This window comes from Mesorhizobium sp. BR1-1-15, assembly GCF_020165475.1.
In the GTDB taxonomy this organism is placed as follows: Bacteria; Pseudomonadota; Alphaproteobacteria; order Rhizobiales; family Rhizobiaceae; genus Mesorhizobium.
Map to the genome: position 1 here is coordinate 350,065 of NZ_JAIUIF010000004.1, position 19,800 is coordinate 369,864.

The 19,800-nt window shown below is 65.4% G+C and carries 17 protein-coding genes; 9 read left to right on the forward strand and 8 right to left on the reverse strand.

The genetic code is table 11. From position 1 onward, the window contains the following. Positions 1 to 24 precede the first annotated feature (24 nt). Positions 25 to 1,092 carry an NAD(P)/FAD-dependent oxidoreductase gene (locus LB541_RS10215; RefSeq protein WP_224618291.1) on the forward strand — a complete coding sequence of 356 codons (1,068 nt, stop codon included), beginning with the start codon at positions 25 to 27 and terminating at the stop codon, positions 1,090 to 1,092. Between the two features lie 42 nt (positions 1,093 to 1,134). On the opposite strand, the gene LB541_RS10220 is transcribed toward LB541_RS10215, so the two are convergent. Both LB541_RS10220 and LB541_RS10225 read right to left on the reverse strand, forming a co-directional pair. Beyond that, positions 1,135 to 1,929, reverse strand: a complete 795-nt coding sequence (locus LB541_RS10220) for a class II glutamine amidotransferase (RefSeq protein WP_224618295.1) — start codon at positions 1,927 to 1,929, stop codon at positions 1,135 to 1,137. Positions 1,930 to 1,943: 14 nt separating this feature from the next. After that, positions 1,944 to 2,192, reverse strand: a complete 249-nt coding sequence (locus LB541_RS10225; RefSeq protein WP_140523640.1) for a DUF6356 family protein — start codon at positions 2,190 to 2,192, stop codon at positions 1,944 to 1,946. Between the two features lie 116 nt (positions 2,193 to 2,308). Between LB541_RS10225 and LB541_RS10230 the strand changes: the two genes are divergently transcribed. The 5 genes from LB541_RS10230 to LB541_RS10250 all read left to right on the forward strand — a co-directional run bounded on the left by LB541_RS10230 (position 2,309) and on the right by LB541_RS10250 (position 5,987). Then, entirely contained in the window at positions 2,309 to 2,779 is a 471-nt protein-coding gene (locus LB541_RS10230) for an Lrp/AsnC family transcriptional regulator (RefSeq protein ID WP_140497095.1), read from the forward strand. Positions 2,780 to 2,876: 97 nt separating this feature from the next. Next, on the forward strand, positions 2,877 to 3,362 hold the full coding sequence (dut, locus tag LB541_RS10235) for a dUTP diphosphatase (protein ID WP_140759355.1): 486 nt from the start codon (positions 2,877 to 2,879) through the stop codon (positions 3,360 to 3,362). Further along, positions 3,362 to 4,021: an HAD family hydrolase gene (locus LB541_RS10240; RefSeq protein WP_181167621.1), complete on the forward strand. Its 660-nt coding sequence runs from the start codon at positions 3,362 to 3,364 to the stop codon at positions 4,019 to 4,021. The genes dut and LB541_RS10240 overlap by 1 nt, the downstream gene beginning before the upstream one ends. A gap of 153 nt (positions 4,022 to 4,174) precedes the next feature. Beyond that, positions 4,175 to 4,975 (forward strand): oxaloacetate decarboxylase, encoded by an 801-nt coding sequence (locus LB541_RS10245; protein WP_140759353.1) that lies wholly within the window; start codon positions 4,175 to 4,177, stop codon positions 4,973 to 4,975. A gap of 13 nt (positions 4,976 to 4,988) precedes the next feature. Next, positions 4,989 to 5,987 carry a proline racemase family protein gene (locus LB541_RS10250; protein WP_140759351.1) on the forward strand — a complete coding sequence of 333 codons (999 nt, stop codon included), beginning with the start codon at positions 4,989 to 4,991 and terminating at the stop codon, positions 5,985 to 5,987. A gap of 11 nt (positions 5,988 to 5,998) precedes the next feature. Here the strand turns inward: LB541_RS10250 and LB541_RS10255 are convergent, their stop codons facing one another. Together LB541_RS10255 and LB541_RS10260 are read right to left on the reverse strand one after the other, a co-directional pair. Beyond that, complete coding sequence (locus LB541_RS10255) at positions 5,999 to 6,712, reverse strand: sulfate transporter family protein (RefSeq protein WP_140497105.1); 714 nt, start codon at positions 6,710 to 6,712, stop codon at positions 5,999 to 6,001. 418 nt (positions 6,713 to 7,130) lie between these two features. Beyond that, the gene (locus LB541_RS10260; protein ID WP_224618297.1) at positions 7,131 to 8,015 is read right to left on the reverse strand and encodes an EamA family transporter; all 885 of its coding nucleotides are present in this window, start codon (positions 8,013 to 8,015) and stop codon (positions 7,131 to 7,133) included. Between the two features lie 217 nt (positions 8,016 to 8,232). Here LB541_RS10260 and LB541_RS10265 point away from each other — a divergent pair, with 217 nt between their 5' ends. Both LB541_RS10265 and LB541_RS10270 read left to right on the forward strand, forming a co-directional pair. Further along, positions 8,233 to 9,225, forward strand: a complete 993-nt coding sequence (locus LB541_RS10265; RefSeq protein ID WP_140523618.1) for an adenosine kinase — start codon at positions 8,233 to 8,235, stop codon at positions 9,223 to 9,225. 472 nt (positions 9,226 to 9,697) lie between these two features. Continuing rightward, on the forward strand, positions 9,698 to 10,399 hold the full coding sequence (locus tag LB541_RS10270) for a hypothetical protein (RefSeq protein ID WP_140649443.1): 702 nt from the start codon (positions 9,698 to 9,700) through the stop codon (positions 10,397 to 10,399). 49 nt (positions 10,400 to 10,448) lie between these two features. On the opposite strand, the gene LB541_RS10275 is transcribed toward LB541_RS10270, so the two are convergent. Further along, positions 10,449 to 12,728, reverse strand: coding sequence for an NADP-dependent malic enzyme (locus tag LB541_RS10275; protein WP_140497115.1), 2,280 nt, complete (start codon positions 12,726 to 12,728; stop codon positions 10,449 to 10,451). A 217-nt stretch (positions 12,729 to 12,945) separates the two neighbouring features. Here LB541_RS10275 and mutS point away from each other — a divergent pair, with 217 nt between their 5' ends. Then, complete coding sequence (gene mutS, locus LB541_RS10280) at positions 12,946 to 15,708, forward strand: DNA mismatch repair protein MutS (RefSeq protein WP_140649444.1); 2,763 nt, start codon at positions 12,946 to 12,948, stop codon at positions 15,706 to 15,708. An 84-nt stretch (positions 15,709 to 15,792) separates the two neighbouring features. Here the strand turns inward: mutS and LB541_RS10285 are convergent, their stop codons facing one another. From LB541_RS10285 to LB541_RS10295, 3 genes are all read right to left on the reverse strand, one after another. Beyond that, positions 15,793 to 16,638, reverse strand: a complete 846-nt coding sequence (locus tag LB541_RS10285; protein ID WP_140630060.1) for an aldo/keto reductase — start codon at positions 16,636 to 16,638, stop codon at positions 15,793 to 15,795. A 78-nt stretch (positions 16,639 to 16,716) separates the two neighbouring features. Then, positions 16,717 to 17,109, reverse strand: coding sequence for a DUF305 domain-containing protein (locus LB541_RS10290; RefSeq protein WP_140512966.1), 393 nt, complete (start codon positions 17,107 to 17,109; stop codon positions 16,717 to 16,719). A 43-nt stretch (positions 17,110 to 17,152) separates the two neighbouring features. Further along, the gene (locus tag LB541_RS10295; RefSeq protein ID WP_140580536.1) at positions 17,153 to 19,657 is read right to left on the reverse strand and encodes a heavy metal translocating P-type ATPase; all 2,505 of its coding nucleotides are present in this window, start codon (positions 19,655 to 19,657) and stop codon (positions 17,153 to 17,155) included. Positions 19,658 to 19,800: the final 143 nt, after the last annotated feature.

Consider the following 19,800-nt stretch of genomic DNA (forward strand, 5'->3'; position numbering starts at 1 on the left):
AGACCTGTTCGATGGAGATCCTGCATGAGCAAGAAAGTGATCGTCATCGGCGCCGGCATCATCGGCGCCTCGATCGCCTGGCACCTGGCCAAGGCGGGCGCGCAGGTGACGGTCATTGCCGACAGCGCTGCCGGCGGCGTGGCGACGCCGAACTCGTTTGCCTGGATAAATGCCAGCTGGGGCAATCCGGAACCGTATTTCCGGCTGCGCATCCGCTCCATGGCGGAATGGTCGCGGCTGGCGCAGGACCTGCCCGGCCTTCCGCTCGCCTGGTGCGGCGGGCTGTGCTGGGACTTGCCGGCGGACAAATTGGAGGCCTATGCGGCGGAGCATTCGTCCTGGGGTTATGGCATCAGGCGCGTCGACCGCGCCGGCGCGGTCGGCATCGAGCCCAATCTCGCCGAGCTTCCCGACTTTGCCTTACATGTCGCCGAGGAGGGTGTCGCCGAACCGGTCGCGGCGACGAAAGCGCTGCTGGCCGACGCCGAACAGCGCGGCGCGCGCATCGTCTCCAGCACGGTTACAGCGCTTGTTCAGACCGGGGGCAGGACGACGGGCGTGGACACCGCCCATGGCCTGCTCGCCGCCGACGAGGTGGTGATCGCGGCTGGCGTCGGCTCGCCAGAGATTGCCGCGACGGCCGGCATAAGGCTACCGATCGAAATGCCGCCCGGCCTGATCGTCCATTCGCGGCCTTACAAAAAATTGCTCAACGGGCTGGTGCTGGCCGAGCGGCTGCACATGCGCCAGACGGCGCAAGGCCGCATCATCGCCGGATCAGATTTCGGCGGTGCCGATCCGGGGATGGATGCGGCGGCGACGGCGCGCGAGCTGTTTGCGGCGCTGCAGGCCATGCTGCGCGGCGGTGACGGCCTAGAGCTCGATTTCCATACGCTCGGTTACCGGCCGACGCCGATCGACGGCTTCCCGATCATCGGCCGCGCCGAGGGCATGGACGGCCTCTATATCGCGGTCACGCATTCCGGCATCACGCTGGCGCCGGCGGTCGGCTTGTTCGCCGCGCGCGAAATCCTCGACGGCGAGCGCGATCCGCTGCTGGCGCCCTATGGATTGGGTCGGTTCGCTCAATAGCTTGGTGGACGGCTCTCTACGGCAATTCGCGCCGCGAGGAGGCTACCCGGCCAGCGCCAGCTTCGCCGGGACCGGCGCAAACGGCTGAATATTCACGCCATCCCTGGTCATGGTGACGAAGCTCGATGGCGGGATCGCCTGCCAGTCGCCGCCTTCACGGTCGAAAGGTTCGGAGACGATGCAGCGGCCGCCGCCCTTGGCAGCGGTATAGAGGGTGGGCGCGTGATCATCCGTGGCGTAGCGGACCGCGTGGAGGGCCTGCCCGTCGGAAAAGGCGGCCGTCAGCTTCAGCGCCGGCTCGATGCCGGCACGCCGCGAAGCCTCCAGCACGCGGCTGGTGGCACGGGCGACGGCGCCTTTCGGATCGGCGGCCAACCCTTCGTCGATCATCAGGAGAAAAAACAGCTCGGAATCGGTGGTGCCCTCGCGCTGGTCGAAGACGGCGTCGGACAGCGAATTTTCCAGCGCGCGGCGGATCTTCTCGAAGCCGCCGATCTGGCCGTTGTGCATGAACGACCAAGGGCCCGAGATGAAGGGATGGCAATTCATGCGGCTGGTGGCGCCGCCGGTCGAGGCGCGCACATGGGCGAGAAACAATCCGGATTTGATCTGTCGGCACAAGCTCTTCAGATTGGGATCGGACCAGGCCGGCAGGATGTCGCGGTAGAGGCCGGGCTCGGACCGGTCGCCATACCAGGCAAGGCCGAAACCATCGCCATTGGTCGGCGACTTGGCTTCCTCGGCGCAATGGCTCTGGGCGATCAGCGAGTGGCAGGGCGCCGTGAGGATGTCTTCGAGGAAGACCGCTTCACCGAGATAGGCCGCCCACCGGCACATCGCTTCTTCCGTTCCTAGGCGTGGTCCGGAAGGGCCTTGGGCTCCTTGACCGCGTGCGAACCTCTGTTGTGCGTCCGCTCGTAAAGTTCGCGGACGATTCGGCTGGCGGTAGTCTCGAACAGAAATGGCAAGAAAGCGTGAACGAGGGCGGCCCCGGCGGCCGTCAGCAGGCGCGAGGAAAACCAGGCGGCAAAGGCCATGTGACCGAAATAGGTTTCGCCGACCTTGGCCGGATGGGAGGTGAAAATCCTTGCGACCGACATGCTGCTTCCCCTTCAGCGCTTAAAGTTCCTGATATGGGGTATCCTGGCACGGTTCGTCGGTTCATCGGTCTCAAAATGTCCTTGTATTTTGCTTGTTCGTGGGACAAACATCCCACATGGCCATCGAAATCGACGAAATCGATCGGAAATTGCTCGCCGAATTGCAACGCGACGGCACGTTGTCGGTCGATCAGCTGTCCGAACGGGTAGCCTTGTCGCGCAACGCCTGCTGGCGGCGCGTCAAGCGGCTGGAGGAGGATGGCGTCATCACCGGCCGGGTGGCGTTGGTCGATGCCGAGAAGCTCGGGCTCGGCCTCTCCGTGTTCATCCTGGTTCGGACCTCAAATCATGATCCCGAGTGGTTGCAGAAATTCCGGGCGGCGGTGACCGGGTTTTCCGAGATCACGGGAGTCTACCGCATGTCCGGCGACCTCGACTATGTCTTGCGCGCCCGCGTCGCCGACGTGAAGGCGTATGACCGGCTCTACCAGCGGCTGATCGCCAAGGTGGCGCTGTCGGACGTTTCGGCGTCCTTCGTGATGGAGGAGATCAAGGAGACCACGGTGGTGCCGATGGAAGTGCGCTAAGGGTTGGCTCCGGCCATAGTGATGCCCGAAAGAAAGCCGTTGATAGGATTGCGGGCGAATTGACCGACTCGGCAATCGCGCCGATAGGATCGATTTTATGCGCGCAGCCATCCAAAATTCCTCCGTCATCGGCCCGACCGTCGGCTTCGTAAGGTTGCCGCATGCGGAAGGACTCCCCCTCCCTGCCTATGAAAGCACCGGCGCCGCCGGCATGGACCTGCGCGCGGCGGTGCCCGACGATCGGCCGCTGCTGATCCTACCGGGAAAACGTGCGCTGGTGCCGACCGGACTGATCCTGGAAATTCCCGAAGGCATGGAAGGCCAGGTGCGGCCGCGCTCCGGCCTTGCCTTCAAACACGGGCTGACCGTCCTCAACACGCCGGGCACGATCGACAGCGACTATCGCGGCGAGGTGAAAGTGCTGCTGGTCAATCTCGGCGACGAGGATTTTGCGGTGACGCGCGGCATGCGCATCGCCCAGATGGTGTTCGCCGCGGTGACGCAGGCGGGCGTCGAAGAGCGCGACCTGGCCGGCGGCACGGCGCGCGGTTCGGGCGGGTTCGGCTCGACCGGCACGGCCTGATGAACATACCGAAACTTGTCATCTTCGACTGCGACGGGATTCTGGTCGATACCGAGAACCTGGCCAACCGGCGTCTCGCCGAATGGCTGAGCGAAGCCGGGTATCCCACCAGCTTTGAATATTGCCGCAAGAACTTCTCCGGCCGCAGCATGGTCTCAGTGCAGAAGCAGATCGAAGAAGAGACCAGCGTCAGGCTCGGCGCAGACTTCGTCGAGCGCTGGAATGCAGGGCTGCCGGACCTGTTCGCCCATGGGGTCGAGGCGATTCCCTATGTCCGGGAGTTCGTCGAGGCTGTCCGCGCGGCCGGCATCGCCTATTGCGTCGCCACCTCGGCCAGGGTGTCGAAAATGCACATCACGCTTGGCCAGACCGGCCTGCTGCCGCTGTTCGAACATGCGATGTTTTCCTCGACCATGGTCGCGCGCGGCAAGCCGTTTCCGGACCTCTTCCTGCATGCGGCCAAGACGATGGGCTTTGCGCCTGCCGACTGCATCGTCATCGAGGACAGCGTCGCCGGCACGCAGGCCGGCATCGCCGCCGGCATGCGGGTATTTTCCTATCATGGCGATCCCTACAGCGACCGTGACGGCTTGATGCGAGCCGGCGGCATCCTGTTCGACGACATGCGCACACTGGCCGGACTGGTGCCGATCCACTGATCGGCGCCGGTTTTGACGGGGTTGCAGGGACGCGCCGGACGAATTGTCAGCAGAGAACGCGAAACGCTTCTGAGCCAACCGCATTCGTTTGCCCGGGCAAGGCGGGCAAGCTAAAATCCGCGCCATCGCACTCAACACGATGGGGGAACTTCCATGAACAAGGGCAAGATCTTTCGCGACCTGCATGCCTCGACCTTCGTCATGCCCAACCCTTGGGACGTCGGCACGACGAAGCTGCTTGGATCCTTCGGTTTCAAGGCGCTGGCGACGACCAGCGCCGGTTTCGCCTTCTCGCGCGGCCTGCCGGACGGCGCGGTGACCTTCGACCAGATGATCCATCATTGCCGCGAGGTGACGGCGGCAACCGAGCTGCCGGTTTCGGCCGACCTCGAACGCGGCAAGGGCGACAGCGCCGAGCAGGCCGCCGAAACCATCTTCGCGGCTGAAGCCGCCGGCCTTGCCGGCTGCTCGATCGAGGACCACACCGGCGACCCGAACAAGCCGATCTATGATTTTTCGCACGCGGTGGAGCGCGTCGCGGCGGCGGCGGAAGCGGCCCGCGCGCTGAAACGCGATTTCGTCTTCACCGCGCGGGCGGAGAACTTCCTCTGGGGCAAGTCCGACCTCGACGACACGATCAAGCGGCTGCAGGCATTCGAGAAGGCGGGCGCCGACGTGCTCTACGCGCCGGGCATCGGCGACGTCGAGATGGTGCGCACGGTCTGCTCGGCCGTGAGCAAGCCGGTCAACGTCATGGCAAGGCCCGACTTCACCATTGCCGATCTGACCGCGGCCGGGGCAAAGCGCGTTTCGCTTGGGCCGTGGCTCACCAACTTCGCCTATGGCATGCTGGAAACGGCGGCGCGCGAGATCCAGCAGGACGGCACGTTCGGCTTCGCCCGCGCCGCCATGCCCTTCGGCAAGTTGCAGGCGCTGTTTGGCAAATCGGGATAAGCGGGCCGAACACATGACGCTGACCGTCGTCGACATGCACACCGGCGGCGAGCCGCTGAGGATCGTCACCGGGGGTTACCCCGATATCCCGAAGGGCACGATCCTGGAAAAGCGCGCCCATGTGCGCGACCATCTCGATCATCTCCGGAAAATCCTGATGTTCGAGCCGCGCGGCCATTACGACATGTACGGCGCGCTGCTGGTCGAGCCCGATTTGCCGGGCGCCGACCTTGCCGTGCTGTTCATGCACAATGAGGGCTATTCGACCATGTGCGGCCACGCCATCGTCGCGCTCGGCCGCTATGCCGTGGACGAAGGGCTGGTGGCCAAGCAGGAACCGGTGACGATGGTCAACATCGAGGCGCCCTGCGGCATGGTGATTGCCTCGGTCGAGGTGCGCGACGGCAAGGCAGGTGCTGTGTCGTTCGAAAGCGTGCCGGCTTTCTTGTTCGCACGCGACCGCAAGATCGAACTGCCCGGCTACGGCGCGATCGGCTTCGACATCGCCTATGGCGGCGCCTTCTATGCCCTGGCCGACTGTCACCAGTTCGGATTGGAATTCGGCCGCGATCGGGTGCGCGATTTCGTCGATGCGGCGACGGCGCTGTCCGAAAGGCTGAAGCAGGAATTCCACCTGTCGCACCCCGACCATGCCGACCTCGCCTTTCTCTACGGCACCATTTTGACGGACGGGCGGGATACGTTTTCGGGTGAGCCGACGAAAAACGTCTGCGTCTTCGCCGAGGCGCAGGTCGACCGGTCGCCGACCGGCTCCGGCGTCACCGCCCGGCTGGCGGCGATGCATGCCAAGGGCGAGATCGCAACAGGCCAGACACGCACTTTCGAGAGCATCGCCGGCTCGCGCTTTTCCGGCGCGGTGGCGCGGACGGCGAAAGCCGGACCGCATGAAGCGATCATCGCCCGCGTCGGCGGCCGCGCCTACTATTGCGGCCGGGCGGAATTCATCGTCGAGCCCGACGACGAACTGGGGCGCGGCTTTCTGCTGCGGTAGGGACTGGCGCATCAACGGGACGGCTTGCTCCCCCGATCGGGCCGGGCCGAGATCGCCTTGTGCAGATGCACCATCATGGCTGCGGCGAAGAGCGGCGTCGCCAGGTTGAGCACCGGCACGGCAAGGAAGGCCGCTATCACCAGGCCGGCGAGAAAGACCGTCCCGGCATGGTGCCGGCGCAAGGCCCTGGCCTCTTCTTCCGGACGGAAGCGCATAGCGGCGAATTCGAAGAACTCGCGCCCAAGCAGGTAGCCGTTGACGATGAAAAAGGCGGCGATGTTGATGCCCGGCACCAGCAGGAGCAGCAGGGCAACGATGTTGCCCAAAACGACGACGCCGAAGAACTTTATCGCCAACACCAGCGAGCGCAGCGCCGGCATGGCGCGGCCGGGCGGATCGCCGGGATAGTCGGTACGCTCCACCACTTCGGCGACATCGTCGAGGAACAGCCCGGCGACGACAGCCGTGACCGGCGCGACGAGCAGCGCCATGCCGAAGGCAAGCGCGATGGCCGCGATGATGCCGCCCAGCCAACCGGCCCAGGACGGCAGGCCGGGAAAGAGTGTGTGCAGCCATGGCAGCGCCAGCCACTCGACGAGGCTGGTCAGCCCGAACCACAGGCCGACCAGAGCAAGCACAGTCAGGCCTAACGTCTTGAGGAAGACGGCGCGCAATTCGGGCGAGAACAACTGGCCGGCGGCGGCGCGGGCGGCGCTGGAGATCACGGTGCTTCCTCGCTTCGACGGATTGCCCCTGGGAGGATAGGCAGCAGGTTCGCCGGTCACAAGCTCTATTGCCTGCCGTGGGTCAAGGCGGTCGTTTCAGGTTTCGAACTCTCCGCATCACCCCTCTTGCGAGCGCCGGCGCCGCCCCTCACTGTCCTGCCGGACATCTCTCCCCGTAGAACGGGGAGAGAGGAGCTGGCGGCAACCCCGGTGCCTCCATCGCAACGTGGTGATTGGCGAAATCAGTGATGACAGCGCCCTTCTCCCCGTCACTTACGGGGAGTTGGAGGAGCGGTCCGCGAAGCGGACGAAAAGCCAACTGCTTGGCTTTTCGAGTGACGAACGCCGGCAGGCGGATGAGGGGCGGCGCTACCTCGACAATCGGAGCCATTTGGTCTGAGGCGATTGCCCTGTCTGCCTATTGTGCGAGCGCCGGCTTGCGGGTGGGAATGGTCATGGCCGCGACGCCGGCGACGACGAAGGCCATGCCGAGCCAGGCCGTCGAACCCAGGCTTTCGCCAAGGAAAACGGCACCGATGCCGACGCCGATCGGCACGCGCAGATAGGCCTGCGAGGTCGTGCCGACCGAGCCCAGCGTGTGGATCAGGCGGAAATAGATGACGAAGGCCAGCGCGGTCGAAAACACCGACAGGCCGAGCAAGGCCAGGATCGACGCCGTCGACGGCGCCAAGGTCCAGGGCTGGTCGACGGCGAGGCTGAGCGGCACCAGGATGACGGCGCCGCAAAGCATCGAGCCGGCGGCGGGCAGCATCGGATCGAGGCCCTTGAAGCCTCGGCCGAAGATCGCCGCCCCCGCATAGCAGACCGTTGCAAGGACGATGGCAAGCTGCGCCCAGAGTTCATGGCCGAGACCGCCCAGCGCCTGTGTGCCCACGATGAGGCAGATGCCGGCAATGCCGGCGCCGACGCCGATCAGTTTGCGCAGCGTCACCCGTTCGTGGCGGGTGATGAGCGCGGTCAACAGGAAGGTGAAGATAGGCGACGTCGCGTTGAGGATGGTGGCGAGGCCGGCATCCACCGAGCGCTCGGCGGCGGCGATCAGGGTGAACGGGATGACGCTGTTGAGGCACGCCTGGAAGGCGAAACGACGCCAGCTCGCTGCATCGCCTGGCATGGCGAGCCCGCGCCAGCGGATGATGGCCAGCAGGATCGCGCCCGCGATCAAGGTGCGGGCGGCGATGAACGTCACCGGCGGGATCGTCTCGACGCCGATCTTGATGAACGTATAGGAGGCGCCCCAAAGCACCGCCAGGAGGGCGAGCAGCGCCAGATCGGTGTTCATGTCGTTTCTTGCAGGCATAAGCTTGCCGCCCTCGGACCGGGATCGAACGGCCCTTTTTAGGCAAAGCCGCGGTAAAATGCTTCGGCCACGACCGAATTGTCGTAGCGCCTAGGCGTCAGGCGATATGAACATGGCCTAGGCAAACCGGTTGCAAATCGCTAGACCCGCGCCCGGCCGGCATGGCAAGAAGCCGGCGCGGATTTTGGCGGAGACATTGATGCCGGACTATGACGTGCTTTGCATCGGCAACGCGATTGTCGACATCATCGCCCAGTGCGAAGAGGAATTCCTGGAGACCAACGGCATCATCAAGGGCGCGATGAACCTCATCGACACGCACCGCGCCGAACTGCTCTACAGCCGCATGGGCCCGGCGATCGAGGCGTCCGGCGGCAGCGCGGGCAACACGGCGGCCGGCGTTGCCTCCTTCGGCGGCCGCGCCGCCTTCTTCGGCAAGGTCTCCAACGACGCGCTCGGTGAGATCTATGCGCATGACATCCATGCCCAGGGCGTCGCCTTCGACACCAAGCCGCTTCAGGGCGAGCCGCCGACGGCGCGCTCGATGATCTTCGTCACCCCCGACGGCGAGCGCTCGATGAACACCTATCTCGGCGCCTGCGTCGAGCTCGGGCCGGAGGATGTCGAGGCCGACAAGGCGTCGGGCGCCAAGGTTACCTATTTCGAGGGCTATCTGTGGGATCCGCCGCGCGCCAAGGAGGCGATCCGGCAGACGGCCAAGCTGGCGCACGCGGCGGGCCGCGAAGTATCGATGACCTTGTCGGATTCGTTCTGCGTCGACCGCTACCGCGACGAGTTCCTCGAGCTGATGCGCTCGGGCACCGTGGACATCGTCTTCGCCAACAGCCACGAGATCAAGTCGCTCTACCAGACCTCGTCCTTCGACGAGGCGCTGGCCCGGATCCGCAAGGACTGCAAGGTCGCCGCCGTGACGCGCTCGGAAAAAGGATCGGTCATCGCGCGCGGCGACGAGACCGTCGTCATCCAGGCGACCGCCATCAAGGAGCTGGTCGACACGACAGGCGCCGGCGATCTCTACGCTGCCGGTTTCCTGCATGGCTACACGCAAGGCCGCGACCTCAAGACCTGCGGCGATCTCGGCTCACTGGCGGCCGGCCTGGTGATCCAGCAGATCGGGCCGAGGCCAAGGCAGAATCTGCGTCGCGAGGCCGAGCTGGCGGGGCTGCTGTAGGGGGGCGGTGAAGCTGCCGATCTCCCCCCTCCTGGGGGAGATGGCCGGCAGGCCAGAGGGGGGCGCTGTCCGGCTGGCATCTCCAGGGTTCTACACTGCCGCCAAGCCCGAAATGAACGGCATGAGCGTACTGTCATGTCGGGGCGCCAGTTCGAAGAGTATGGGCACGCGGAAGGGAACCACCGCAACCTAGCGATCCTTCGCGCCCCCCTCTGCCCTGCCGGGCATCTCCCCCACGAGGGGGGAGATCGGCAGCTTCACCGTCGCGCGGCTGTCACACATCGCACCTACACGCAATCTGGGCGCCCTTTGACTGACATTTGGGCGCCCTTAACCAGTTGGGGTGCCAAGATGCAAGAAAGCAAGCTGTCGGGCGGCCGGATTTGTTGCCGCCGCGATTTCCGCTTTCCACATTAGAAATTCAGCAACGGGCGCAGTCGGGGAGGAGCGCTCGCGGCCAGAAGACAGATGCATGAACAGATTTCACATAACCGGTCTTAAACAAGACGACTTCGCGGACATGGTCGCGGAGAAGGTCGAGCGGGCGCTTGCCCACTATGACGAGGCCATCAACAAACCCACCATGGTCTCGGTCAGCAAGATCGCTGGCAGCATAGCGTCCGCCCTCACCTTGTTGTCGCCGAAGCATCAGCGCGCCATCGATGCCATCCATGCCGACCTTCCGGGGCTGGCGTCGAAATTCGTGCGTGCGCTGGCCGTGGAAGCCGCGCGCCGCAGCGAAGCCGGCACCGCGGGCGCCACAAATCCGTCGGCGGGTTTCGACGGCCCCGCCTCCCCGCTTCCGCGCACCCAGTCCGACGATCTCGAATCGATGCTGATCGAAGACTGGGCCGGGCGGGTCGCCGGTTCGACCTATCTGGAGGAACACCTGCGCATTGCCCGCTCGACCCTGCACCGCTGGCAAAGGCGGGGCGAGGTGGTCGCCTTGCGCAAGGGCGGCCGCAAGCACGTCTTCCCGCTGGCGCAGTTCGTCGACGGCAGGCCGGTGGCGGGTATTCGAGAGGTGCTGTCGTTGATCGGCAATCCGAGGCTGGCATGGCTGTGGCTGACCCGCCCCTCGGCGCTGCTCGACGAGCGCATTCCCATCGACCTGCTGCGGCAAGATCAGGTCAAGGAGGTCATCGAGGCGGCGCGGGTGTTTTCCGCAGGTTAAGCATGATCAGATCCGCCGCTGCTTTCGCATCGGACGCGCGAACCCTCCCTCAGGTCCCCGCCGTGTAGGCCGCGATCGCCGCCATGTTGACGATATCGCTGTCCTTGGCGTTCAGCGAGACGATCTGCACCGGCTTGTTCAGCCCGACCAGCAGCGGGCCGATGACCGTCGAGCCGCCGAGCTCCTGCAGCATCTTGGTGGAGATCGAGGCAGAGTGGAAGGCCGGCATGATCAGCACATTGGCCGGGCCGGTCAGCCTCATGAACGGGTATTGCGCCATGGCACGGGCGTTGAGCGCGACGTCGGCGGCCATCTCGCCGTCATACTCGAAATCGACGCGGCGCTTGTCGAGGATGCGCACGGCTTCCTGGATGCGCTCGGAGCGCTCGCCGTGGGGATGGCCGAAGGTGGAATAGGCGAGCATGGCGAGCCTCGGCTCATAGCCCATGCGGCGGGCAAAGCCTGCCGCTTCCTCCGCGATATCGGCGATCTGCTCGGCGTTCGGCATGTCGTGCACGGCGGTGTCGGCGACGATCACGGTGCGGCCGCGCGCCAAAACGATCGACACGCCGATGACGCGATGGCCCGGCTTGGCGTCGATGACGCGCCTGACATCGTCGAGCGCGGTGGAATAGTTGCGGGTGACGCCGGTGACGATGCCGTCGGCATCCCCCAGCGCCACCATGCAGGCGGCGAAATGGTTGCGGTCGTTGTTGATCAGGCGCTGGCAGTCGCGGAACAGGAAGCCTTTGCGCTGCATGCGCTCGTAGAGATAATCGGTATAGACCGAATTGCGGCGCGACAGGCGAGCATTGATGATCTCCAGCCCCTGCTTGTCGAGGTCGATGCCGGCGTGCCTGGCGTTCTCCTTGATGACGTCGTCGCGGCCGAGCAGGATGGCGGTGCCGAGCCGCTGGTTCACATAGGAGACGGCGGCGCGCATCACTTGCTCCTCCTCGCCCTCGGCGAAGACGATGCGCTTGGGCTGGCGGCGCACACGGTCGTAAATGCGCTGCAAGGTCGAGGCGATCGGATCACGGCGGGCCGACAGCTCCTGCGCGTAGCGGTCGAGATCGAGGATCGGCTTGCGGGCGACGCCAGAATCCATCGCCGCCCTGGCGACGGCCAGCGGAATGGCCGAGATCAGGCGCGGATCGAACGGCACCGGGATGATGTAGTTGGGGCCGAATTTCGGCCGGTTGCCCTGGTAGGCTGCGGCGACGTCGTCGGGCACGTCCTTGCGTGCCAGGTCGGCAAGCGCACGCGCGGCGGCGATCTTCATGTCGTCATTGATGGTGGTGGCCCGCACATCCAGCGCGCCGCGGAAAATATAGGGGAAGCCGAGCACGTTGTTGACCTGATTGGGATAATCCGAACGCCCGGTCGCCATGATGGCGTCGGTGCGGATCTCCGCCACTTCCTCGGGCGTGATCTCGGGATCGGGGTTGGCCATGGCGAAGATGATCGGGTTCTTGGCCATGGAACGCACCATGGCGGTGGTCAGCGCGCCCTTGGCGGAAAGGCCGAGGAACACGTCGGCGCCGTCCAGCGCCTCGGCCAGCGACCGCGCGTCGGTCTTGACCGCATGCGCCGACTTCCACTGGTTCATGCCTTCGGTGCGGCCCTGGAAGACCACGCCCTTGGTGTCGCACAGGATGATGTTTTCGGGCGCAAAGCCCATCGCCTTCATCAGCTCGATACAGGCGATGCCGGCCGCACCGGCGCCGTTGCAGACCATCCTGGTGGTCTTCATGTCGCGGCCGGTGATCTCCAGCGCGTTGATCAGGCCGGCGGCCGAGATGATGGCGGTGCCGTGCTGGTCGTCGTGGAAGACCGGGATGTCCATCAGCTCGCGCAACCGCTGCTCGATGATGAAGCATTCCGGCGCCTTGATGTCCTCCAGGTTGATGCCGCCGAAGGAGGGCCCAAGGAAGCGCACGCAGTTGATGAACTCGTCGGCGTCCTCGGTGTCGACCTCGAGGTCGATGGAATCGACGTCGGCGAAGCGCTTGAACAGCACCGCCTTTCCCTCCATGACCGGCTTGGAGGCCAGCGCGCCGAGATTGCCCAAGCCCAGGATCGCGGTGCCGTTGGAGATGACGGCGACCATGTTGCCGCGCGACGTGTAGTCGAAGGCGCGGCTGGGATCCTCCGCGATGGCCAGTACCGGCACGGCGACGCCAGGCGAATAGGCGAGGCTCAAATCGCGCTGCGTGGCCATCGGCTTGGTGGCGACGATCTCGAGCTTGCCGGGCCGCCCCATGGCGTGGAATTCGAGCGCTTCCTGCGCGCTGACGGACGGACCGCTGTTTTCGGTTTTCCTTGCCATGATGCTTTTGATTTCCTCGCCATGCGGCACCTCCTTGAGGCGGGTGCCTTGTGTGATTCCGAATTAAGACTACGCGCCGCCGCGTGTAAACCGCCAAGCGTTACCGAACTGGCGTCGGAAGGACGCATGGCGTTCAATGGTGGTTGATCTCCGTTCTTCCCCTGCTTTTCCAATGGCCGGCATTAAACCCCGCCGCCACATCTGCTAGCGTGAGCGCATGAACATGCACATTCAAAACGAACCGGACGCTCCCGAGGCGATCACGCCGGCAGCCGCTGGCGGCGTCACGCCGATGATGGAGCAGTTCATCGAGATCAAGGCGGCGAACCCGGATTCGCTGCTGTTCTACCGGATGGGCGATTTCTACGAGCTGTTCTTCGAGGATGCGGAGAAGGCGAGCCGGGCGCTCGGCATCGTGCTGACCAAGCGCGGCAAGCATCAGGGACACGACATCCCGATGTGCGGCGTGCCAGTGCATGCGGCGGACGACTATCTGCAGAAACTGATCGCGCAGGGTTTCCGCGTCGCCGTCTGCGAGCAGATCGAGGATCCGGCCGAAGCCAAGAAGCGCGGCTCCAAATCGGTGGTGCGCCGCGATGTGGTGCGGCTGGTGACGCCTGGCACCATCACCGAGGACAAATTGCTGGCGCCGTCGGAATCGAGTTTCCTGATGGCGCTGGGACGAGTGAAGGGCGGCGGCGATCCAAGAAGTGGGGAGCGCGGCGGCGCGACCGGGACCCAAGGAAGCTTTGCCCTGGCCTGGATCGACATTTCGACCGGGGCTTTCCGGGTCACAGACACCACCGCCGACCGGCTGCTGGCCGACATCTTCCGCGTCGATCCGCGCGAACTGATCGTCGCCGAGCCGGTGTTCCACGATCCCGAATTGCGATCGGTATTCGACGTGCTCGGCCGCGTCGCCAACCCGCAGCCGCCGAGCCTGTTCGATTCGGCCTCGGCGGCCGCGCGCATCGCCCGCTTCTTCGAGGTGGCGACGCCGGACAGCTTCGGCGCGTTTTCGCGGGCCGAGCTGTCGGCGATCTCGGGCGCAATCGCCTATGTCGAAAAGACGCAGAAGGCCGAGCGGCCGCCGCTGTCGCGGCCCGAGCGCGAGGAGGCCGGCTCGACTTTGTTCATCGACCCGGCGACGCGCGGCAACCTGGAACTCCTGCGCACGCTGTCGGGCAGCCGCGAAGGCTCATTGTTCAAGGCGATCGACCGCACGGTGACCGGCGGCGGCGCCAGGCTGCTCGCCGATCGGCTGATGGCGCCGCTGACCGATCCGGCGGCAATTGCCGCGCGGCTGGATTCGGTGTCGTTCTTCCGTTCCGAGACGCGGCTTTGCCAGGCGGTGCGGGCGAGCCTGAAGAGCGTCGCCGACATGCCGCGCGCGTTGTCGCGGCTGGCGCTCAACCGCGGCGGCCCGCGCGACCTCGGCGCGCTGCGCGCCGGCTTCGAGGCGGCCGGCGCGATCGCGGAGATCTTTGCCGCGACCGCCCTGCCCCAGGAATTGGCGGCGGCGCTCGCCGCGATCCGGGCGCTGCCGCACGCGCTTGCAGGGCATCTGACGCAGGCACTTGGCGAGGAACTGCCGCTGCTGAAGCGCGACGGCGGCTTCATCCGAGGCGGCTACAACGCCGAGCTCGACGAGATGCGGGCGCTACGCGACGAGTCGCGAAAAGTGATCGCCGGGCTGGAGCGTTCGCTGATCGAGGAGACCGGCATTCGGTCCCTGAAGATCCGGCACAACAATGTGCTCGGCTACTACATCGAGGTGACCGCCAACCATCACGCGGTGATGACCGGCAGCGATGGCGCCAAGGCGCGCTTCATCCATCGCCAGACCATGGCCAACGCCATGCGCTTCACCACGACGGAGCTGGCGGAGCTGGAAACAAAGATCGCCAATGCCGCCGACCGGGCGCTGAGCATCGAGCTTGCCGCCTTCGACGCGCTGACGGCGGAAGCGGTCGGCGAAGCGGAGAAGATCCGCGCCGCGGCCGATGCGCTCGCCGTGCTGGACGTGTCGGCGGCGCTCGCGCTTTTGTCGGAAAGCGAGGCCTGGTGCCGGCCGCTGGTCGATGCCAGCCTTGCCTTCGAGATTTCGGGTGGGCGCCATCCCGTGGTCGAACAGGCGCTGCGGCGCTCGGGCGAAGGGCCGTTCGTGGCCAATGACTGCGACCTGTCGCCGGAGGGCAGCGCCAAGAACGGCGCGATCTGGCTGCTGACCGGCCCCAATATGGGCGGTAAATCAACATTCCTGCGGCAGAACGCGCTGATCGCCATCCTGGCCCAGACCGGCTCTTTCGTCCCGGCGACATCGGCCCATATCGGCGTCGTCGACCGCCTCTTTTCCCGCGTCGGCGCCTCGGACGATCTGGCGCGCGGCCGATCGACCTTCATGGTCGAGATGGTCGAGACGGCGGCGATCCTTAACCAGGCCGGCGAACGGGCGCTGGTAATCCTCGACGAGATCGGCCGCGGCACCGCCACGTTCGACGGCCTGTCGATCGCCTGGGCCGCGGTGGAATATCTGCACGAGAAGAACCGCTGCCGGGCGATCTTCGCCACGCATTTCCACGAAATGACCTCGCTTGCCGGCAAGCTGGCGCGGCTCCACAACGTCACCATGCGGGTCAAGGAATGGGAGAACGACGTCGTCTTCCTGCACGAGGTCGGCAAGGGCGCGGCCGACCGCTCCTACGGCGTCCAGGTGGCGCGGCTGGCCGGCCTGCCGGAGGCGGTGGTGGACCGTGCCAAGGAAGTGCTGCACCAGCTCGAGGAAGGCGAGGTTTCGGGCAAGACCAACCGGCTGGTCGACGACCTGCCGCTGTTTTCAGTGGCGGTGAAGCGGGAAGCGCAGAAGCCGGTCAAGAGCGACGCGCTGGGCGTCGCACTCAGTGACATCAATCCCGATGAGATGACGCCGAGGGAAGCGCTGGAAGCGCTTTATCGGTTGAAGGGGTTGGCGGGGATGTAAATTGAACCTGCTGGCATGGCGGTATCGCCGAAACCGCCAATCTCCCCCCTCGAGGGGGGAGATTGGCAGCTTCACCGACAACGCTCAGATCATCTCCAGCCCGCGTTTGCGGCTCGGCGGCGGGAAGGCGCGGTCGAGGTCGGCGAGGTCTTCGCGCGTAAGCTCGATGTCGAGTGTCGCGACATTCTGGCGGACATGGTCCTGGCTGCTGGCCTTGGGAATGGCGATGACGCCATCCTGGTGCATCACCCAGGCCAGTGCGATTTGTGCCGCGGTCGCACCGTGGCGGTCTGCGACCGCGTCTAAACTGGCATTGCGCGCCAAGGCGCCCTGCTCGACCGGCGAATAGGCCATAAGAGGAATTCCGCGTTTCCGGTTCCAGGGCGCCAGATCGAACTCAAGGCCGCGCCGGACCAGATTGTAGAGCACCTGGTTGGTCTGGACGTTGCCGCCGTCGGGCAGGCCGACCAGCTCTTCCATCTCCCCGGTGTCGAAATTGCTGACGCCCCAGTGGCGGATCTTGCCGGCTTTCTTCAGCGCCTCGAAAGCTTCGACGGTTTCGGCCAGGGGCACGCTGCCCGGCCAATGCAGCAGATAAAGATCGATACGGTCGGTCGCGAGGCGCTTCAGGCTGTTTTCGCAGGCGCGCTGCGCACCGGCGCGCGAGGCGTTGGACGGCAGCACCTTCGAGACCAGGAAGACCTCGGCACGCTGCCCGGCAATGGCTTCGGCCACCACCTCCTCGGCGCCGCCGCTGGCGTACATTTCGGCGGTGTCGATCAGCTTGACGCCGAGATCGAGACCAAGCTTGAGGGCATTCACCTCCTCCGCGCGACGGCGCGAATCCTCGCCCATTTTCCAGGTGCCCTGGCCGAGAACGGGGATGACTTCGCCGCAGGGCAGCGTGGTGGTTCTGACGCTCGATGGCATGGCAGGCTCCAGTTGAGACGGGATCGCATCACAGGCCGGACGAGAAATTCAGAGGCGTTCTCGCCGAGCCGCGAAAGCTTACTTCACCGGATGGGCGGCGAGCCAGTCCTGCATCTGCTTGATCTCGGCTTCCTGCGCCGCGATGACCGCCTCTGCCAGCTTGCGGATCTCGGGGTCCTTGCCGTTGGCGAGTTCGACCCTGGCCATGTCGATGGCGCCCTGGTGGTGAGGGATCATGCCGCGGACGAAATCGACGTCGGCATCGCCGGTGTATTTGGAGGCCATCATGTCGGCGTGCATCTTGTCCATCGCCGCCTTGTAGCCTGCGGTCGATGGGCCTTCCGCCCCCGTAGCCATGCCGGCCATGTCGTGCTTCATCTCTTCGCTCTGTGCGGGAACGCTTTCGAGGAAGACGGCAACCAGCATTCCAGCCGCCATCAGCAGCAGCACGATTTTCTTGGCCAAGGTCATTGATGGTCTCCTGTTGATCGGGTTTCGTATTTGGGGGATCGGCTCAAAGTTTCAATGTCCTCAGCCGCAACGCATTGGCGATCACTGAAACCGAGGACAGGCTCATCGCCGCCGCCGCCAGCATCGGCGACAACAGCGTGCCGGTCAGCGGATAGAGCACGCCGGCCGCGACCGGCACGCCAAGCACATTGTAGAGGAAGGCGAAGAACAGGTTCTGCCTGATATTGCGGATGGTCGCCTGCGCCAGTGTGCGGGCACGCACGATGCCGTTGAGGTCGCCCTTGACCAAAGTGATGCCGGCGCTTTCGACGGCGACATCGGCGCCGGTGCCCATGGCGATACCGACATCGGCGGCGGCCAAGGCCGGTGCGTCGTTGACGCCGTCGCCGGCCATGGCGACGCCGGCGCCCTTGCCGCGCAATTCCTCGACCAGCGCGCCCTTCTGTTCCGGCAACAGGCCGGCGCGGACTTCGTCGATGCCGAGACTCCTGGCGATCGCGTTTGCCGTGCGCTCATTGTCGCCGGTCGCCATGATGATCCTCAAGCCGCTGTCGTGCAGGGCCTTGATCGCCTCGGCGGTGGTCGCCTTGACCGGATCGGCGACGGCCACGATGCCGGCCAATTTCCTGTCCACGACGACGAACATCGCCGTCTTGCCATCGCCTTGTAGCGCTTCGGCCGCGGCCGAAACGGTGGACACGTCGGCACCGAGATCACGCATCATCGCGGCGTTGCCGAGCGCTACATTCCTGCCCGAAACGGCACCGGAAACACCCTTGCCGGTGACCGCCTCGAAGCCATTGGCTTCGGCGACCCTTACACCGCGGGTCGCGGCGCCTTCGACAATAGCCTCGGCCAGGGGATGCTCCGAGCCCTTCTCCAGGCTCGCGGCGAGGCCCAGCAATTCCTCCTCCGAAAACCCATCGGCCGCCACGACATCCGTCAGTTTCGGCCGGCCTTCGGTCAGTGTCCCCGTCTTGTCGACGATCAGCGTATCGACGGAAGCGAAGCGTTCGAGCGCGGCGGCCTCCTTGATCAGCACGCCGGCGTGGGCGCCACGTCCGGTGGCGGTCATGATCGACATCGGCGTGGCGAGGCCGAGTGCGCAGGGACAGGCAATGATCAACACCGAGACCGCCGAGACGATGGCGAAGATCAGGCTGGGCGTGGGCCCAAAGATCGCCCAGGCGACAAAGGCAGCGATGGCGACCAGAACGACAGCCGGGACGAAGTAGAAGGAAACGCGATCGGCCAACCCTTGTATCGGCGCGCGCGAGCGTTGCGCCTTGGCGACCAGCTCGACGATGCGCGAGAGCGTGGTCTCGGCGCCGATCCGCTCGGCGCGCATGATCAGCGAGCCATTCTTGTTGAGCGTGCCGCCGGTGAGGGCATCCCCTTCGGCCTTCTCGACCGGCAACGGTTCGCCGGTGATCATCGATTCATCGATGGAAGAGCGGCCTTCGAGCACGGTACCGTCGACCGGCACGGCATCGCCGGGCCGGATGCGCAGGCGCTCGCCGGCCTTGACGCTGTCCAGCGGCACATCGCTCTCGGAACCGTCCTCTCCTATGCGGCGGGCGGTCTTGGGCGCAAGGTCGAGCAGGGCGCGGATCGCCGAGCCGGTCTTTTCGCGGGCGCGCAGTTCCAGCACCTGGCCGAGAAAGACCAGCGCGACGATGACGGCTGCGGCCTCGAAATAGACCGGCACCGCCCCGCCATGGCCGCGGAACTGATGCGGAAAAATGTCCGGGAACAGCGTCGCGACGACGCTGTAGAGATAGGCCGCACCGACGCCGAGCGAAATCAGCGTCCACATGTTCGGGCTGCGGTTGCGGATCGAGTCCCAGCCGCGATGAAAGAACGGAAATGCGGCCCAAAGCACGACCGGGCTTGCGAGCGCCAGCTCGATCCAGACCTTTGTCCGGTCCTCGATCAGGTTCTCGAACGACAGACCGATCATCGGCGCCATGGCGACGATGAGAAGGGGCACCGAGAGCACCGCACTGACCCAGAACCGCCTGGTGAAATCGACCAGTTCGGGATTTGGCCCCTCATCGCCTGTCGGCACGCCCATCGGCTCGAGCGCCATGCCGCAGATCGGGCAGGAGCCGGGCTTGTCGCGGACGATCTCGGGATGCATCGGGCAAGTGTATTGGGTGCCTTTCGGCATCGCTTCCGGCGCCGGTCTGTCGCCGAGATAGGTTTGCGGCGCCGCCTCGAATTTCGACTTGCAGCCGGCGGAGCAGAAATAGAAGCCCTGGCCGTCATGGCGCAGAAAATGCTTTGCCGTGGCGCGGTCCACGCTCATGCCGCAGACGGGGTCGGTGGCGGTCAGGTATTGTTTCGGCTCGGCTTGGAACTTTGTCCGACAGCCTTCGCTGCAGAAATGATAGAGGCGGCCAGCATGCTCCGATACCGGCTTGCCGGCGGCTGGATCGACGATCATGCCGCAAACCGGATCGCGCGTGACGGCGCCGGCATCCACGGCCGCGCCTTTTGCCGCGCAGCAACCACCATGCGCGTGATGATCGTGATCTGAATGCGTCATTTCGAATGCCTCTATCAAACTGCTTCGAGCCGGAGGTAGTCCTTCCAGTAACTGGAAGGTCAAGGACTGGCTTGAATTTTATTGTCGCGGGTGTCCCGCACCATGGAAACGCGTCAACCCGCCCCCATACCCAGCGCCGCGGA

Bases quoted from the DNA above. Each gene is read 5' to 3' on its own strand.
- LB541_RS10270 (WP_140649443.1), top strand. From the start codon at position 9,698: ATGAACAGATTTCACATAACCGGTCTTAAACAAGACGACTTCGCGGAC.
- LB541_RS10230 (WP_140497095.1), top strand. From the start codon at position 2,309: ATGGCCATCGAAATCGACGAAATCGATCGGAAATTGCTCGCCGAATTG.
- LB541_RS10220 (WP_224618295.1), bottom strand. From the start codon at position 1,929: ATGTGCCGGTGGGCGGCCTATCTCGGTGAAGCGGTCTTCCTCGAAGAC.
- LB541_RS10260 (WP_224618297.1), bottom strand. From the start codon at position 8,015: ATGAACACCGATCTGGCGCTGCTCGCCCTCCTGGCGGTGCTTTGGGGC.
- LB541_RS10275 (WP_140497115.1), bottom strand. From the start codon at position 12,728: ATGGCAAGGAAAACCGAAAACAGCGGTCCGTCCGTCAGCGCGCAGGAA.
- LB541_RS10265 (WP_140523618.1), top strand. From the start codon at position 8,233: ATGCCGGACTATGACGTGCTTTGCATCGGCAACGCGATTGTCGACATC.
- LB541_RS10285 (WP_140630060.1), bottom strand. From the start codon at position 16,638: ATGCCATCGAGCGTCAGAACCACCACGCTGCCCTGCGGCGAAGTCATC.
- LB541_RS10215 (WP_224618291.1), top strand. From the start codon at position 25: ATGAGCAAGAAAGTGATCGTCATCGGCGCCGGCATCATCGGCGCCTCG.
- LB541_RS10295 (WP_140580536.1), bottom strand. From the start codon at position 19,657: ATGACGCATTCAGATCACGATCATCACGCGCATGGTGGTTGCTGCGCG.
- dut (WP_140759355.1), top strand. From the start codon at position 2,877: ATGCGCGCAGCCATCCAAAATTCCTCCGTCATCGGCCCGACCGTCGGC.
- LB541_RS10240 (WP_181167621.1), top strand. From the start codon at position 3,362: ATGAACATACCGAAACTTGTCATCTTCGACTGCGACGGGATTCTGGTC.
- LB541_RS10245 (WP_140759353.1), top strand. From the start codon at position 4,175: ATGAACAAGGGCAAGATCTTTCGCGACCTGCATGCCTCGACCTTCGTC.
- LB541_RS10290 (WP_140512966.1), bottom strand. From the start codon at position 17,109: ATGACCTTGGCCAAGAAAATCGTGCTGCTGCTGATGGCGGCTGGAATG.
- mutS (WP_140649444.1), top strand. From the start codon at position 12,946: ATGAACATGCACATTCAAAACGAACCGGACGCTCCCGAGGCGATCACG.
- LB541_RS10225 (WP_140523640.1), bottom strand. From the start codon at position 2,192: ATGTCGGTCGCAAGGATTTTCACCTCCCATCCGGCCAAGGTCGGCGAA.
- LB541_RS10250 (WP_140759351.1), top strand. From the start codon at position 4,989: ATGACGCTGACCGTCGTCGACATGCACACCGGCGGCGAGCCGCTGAGG.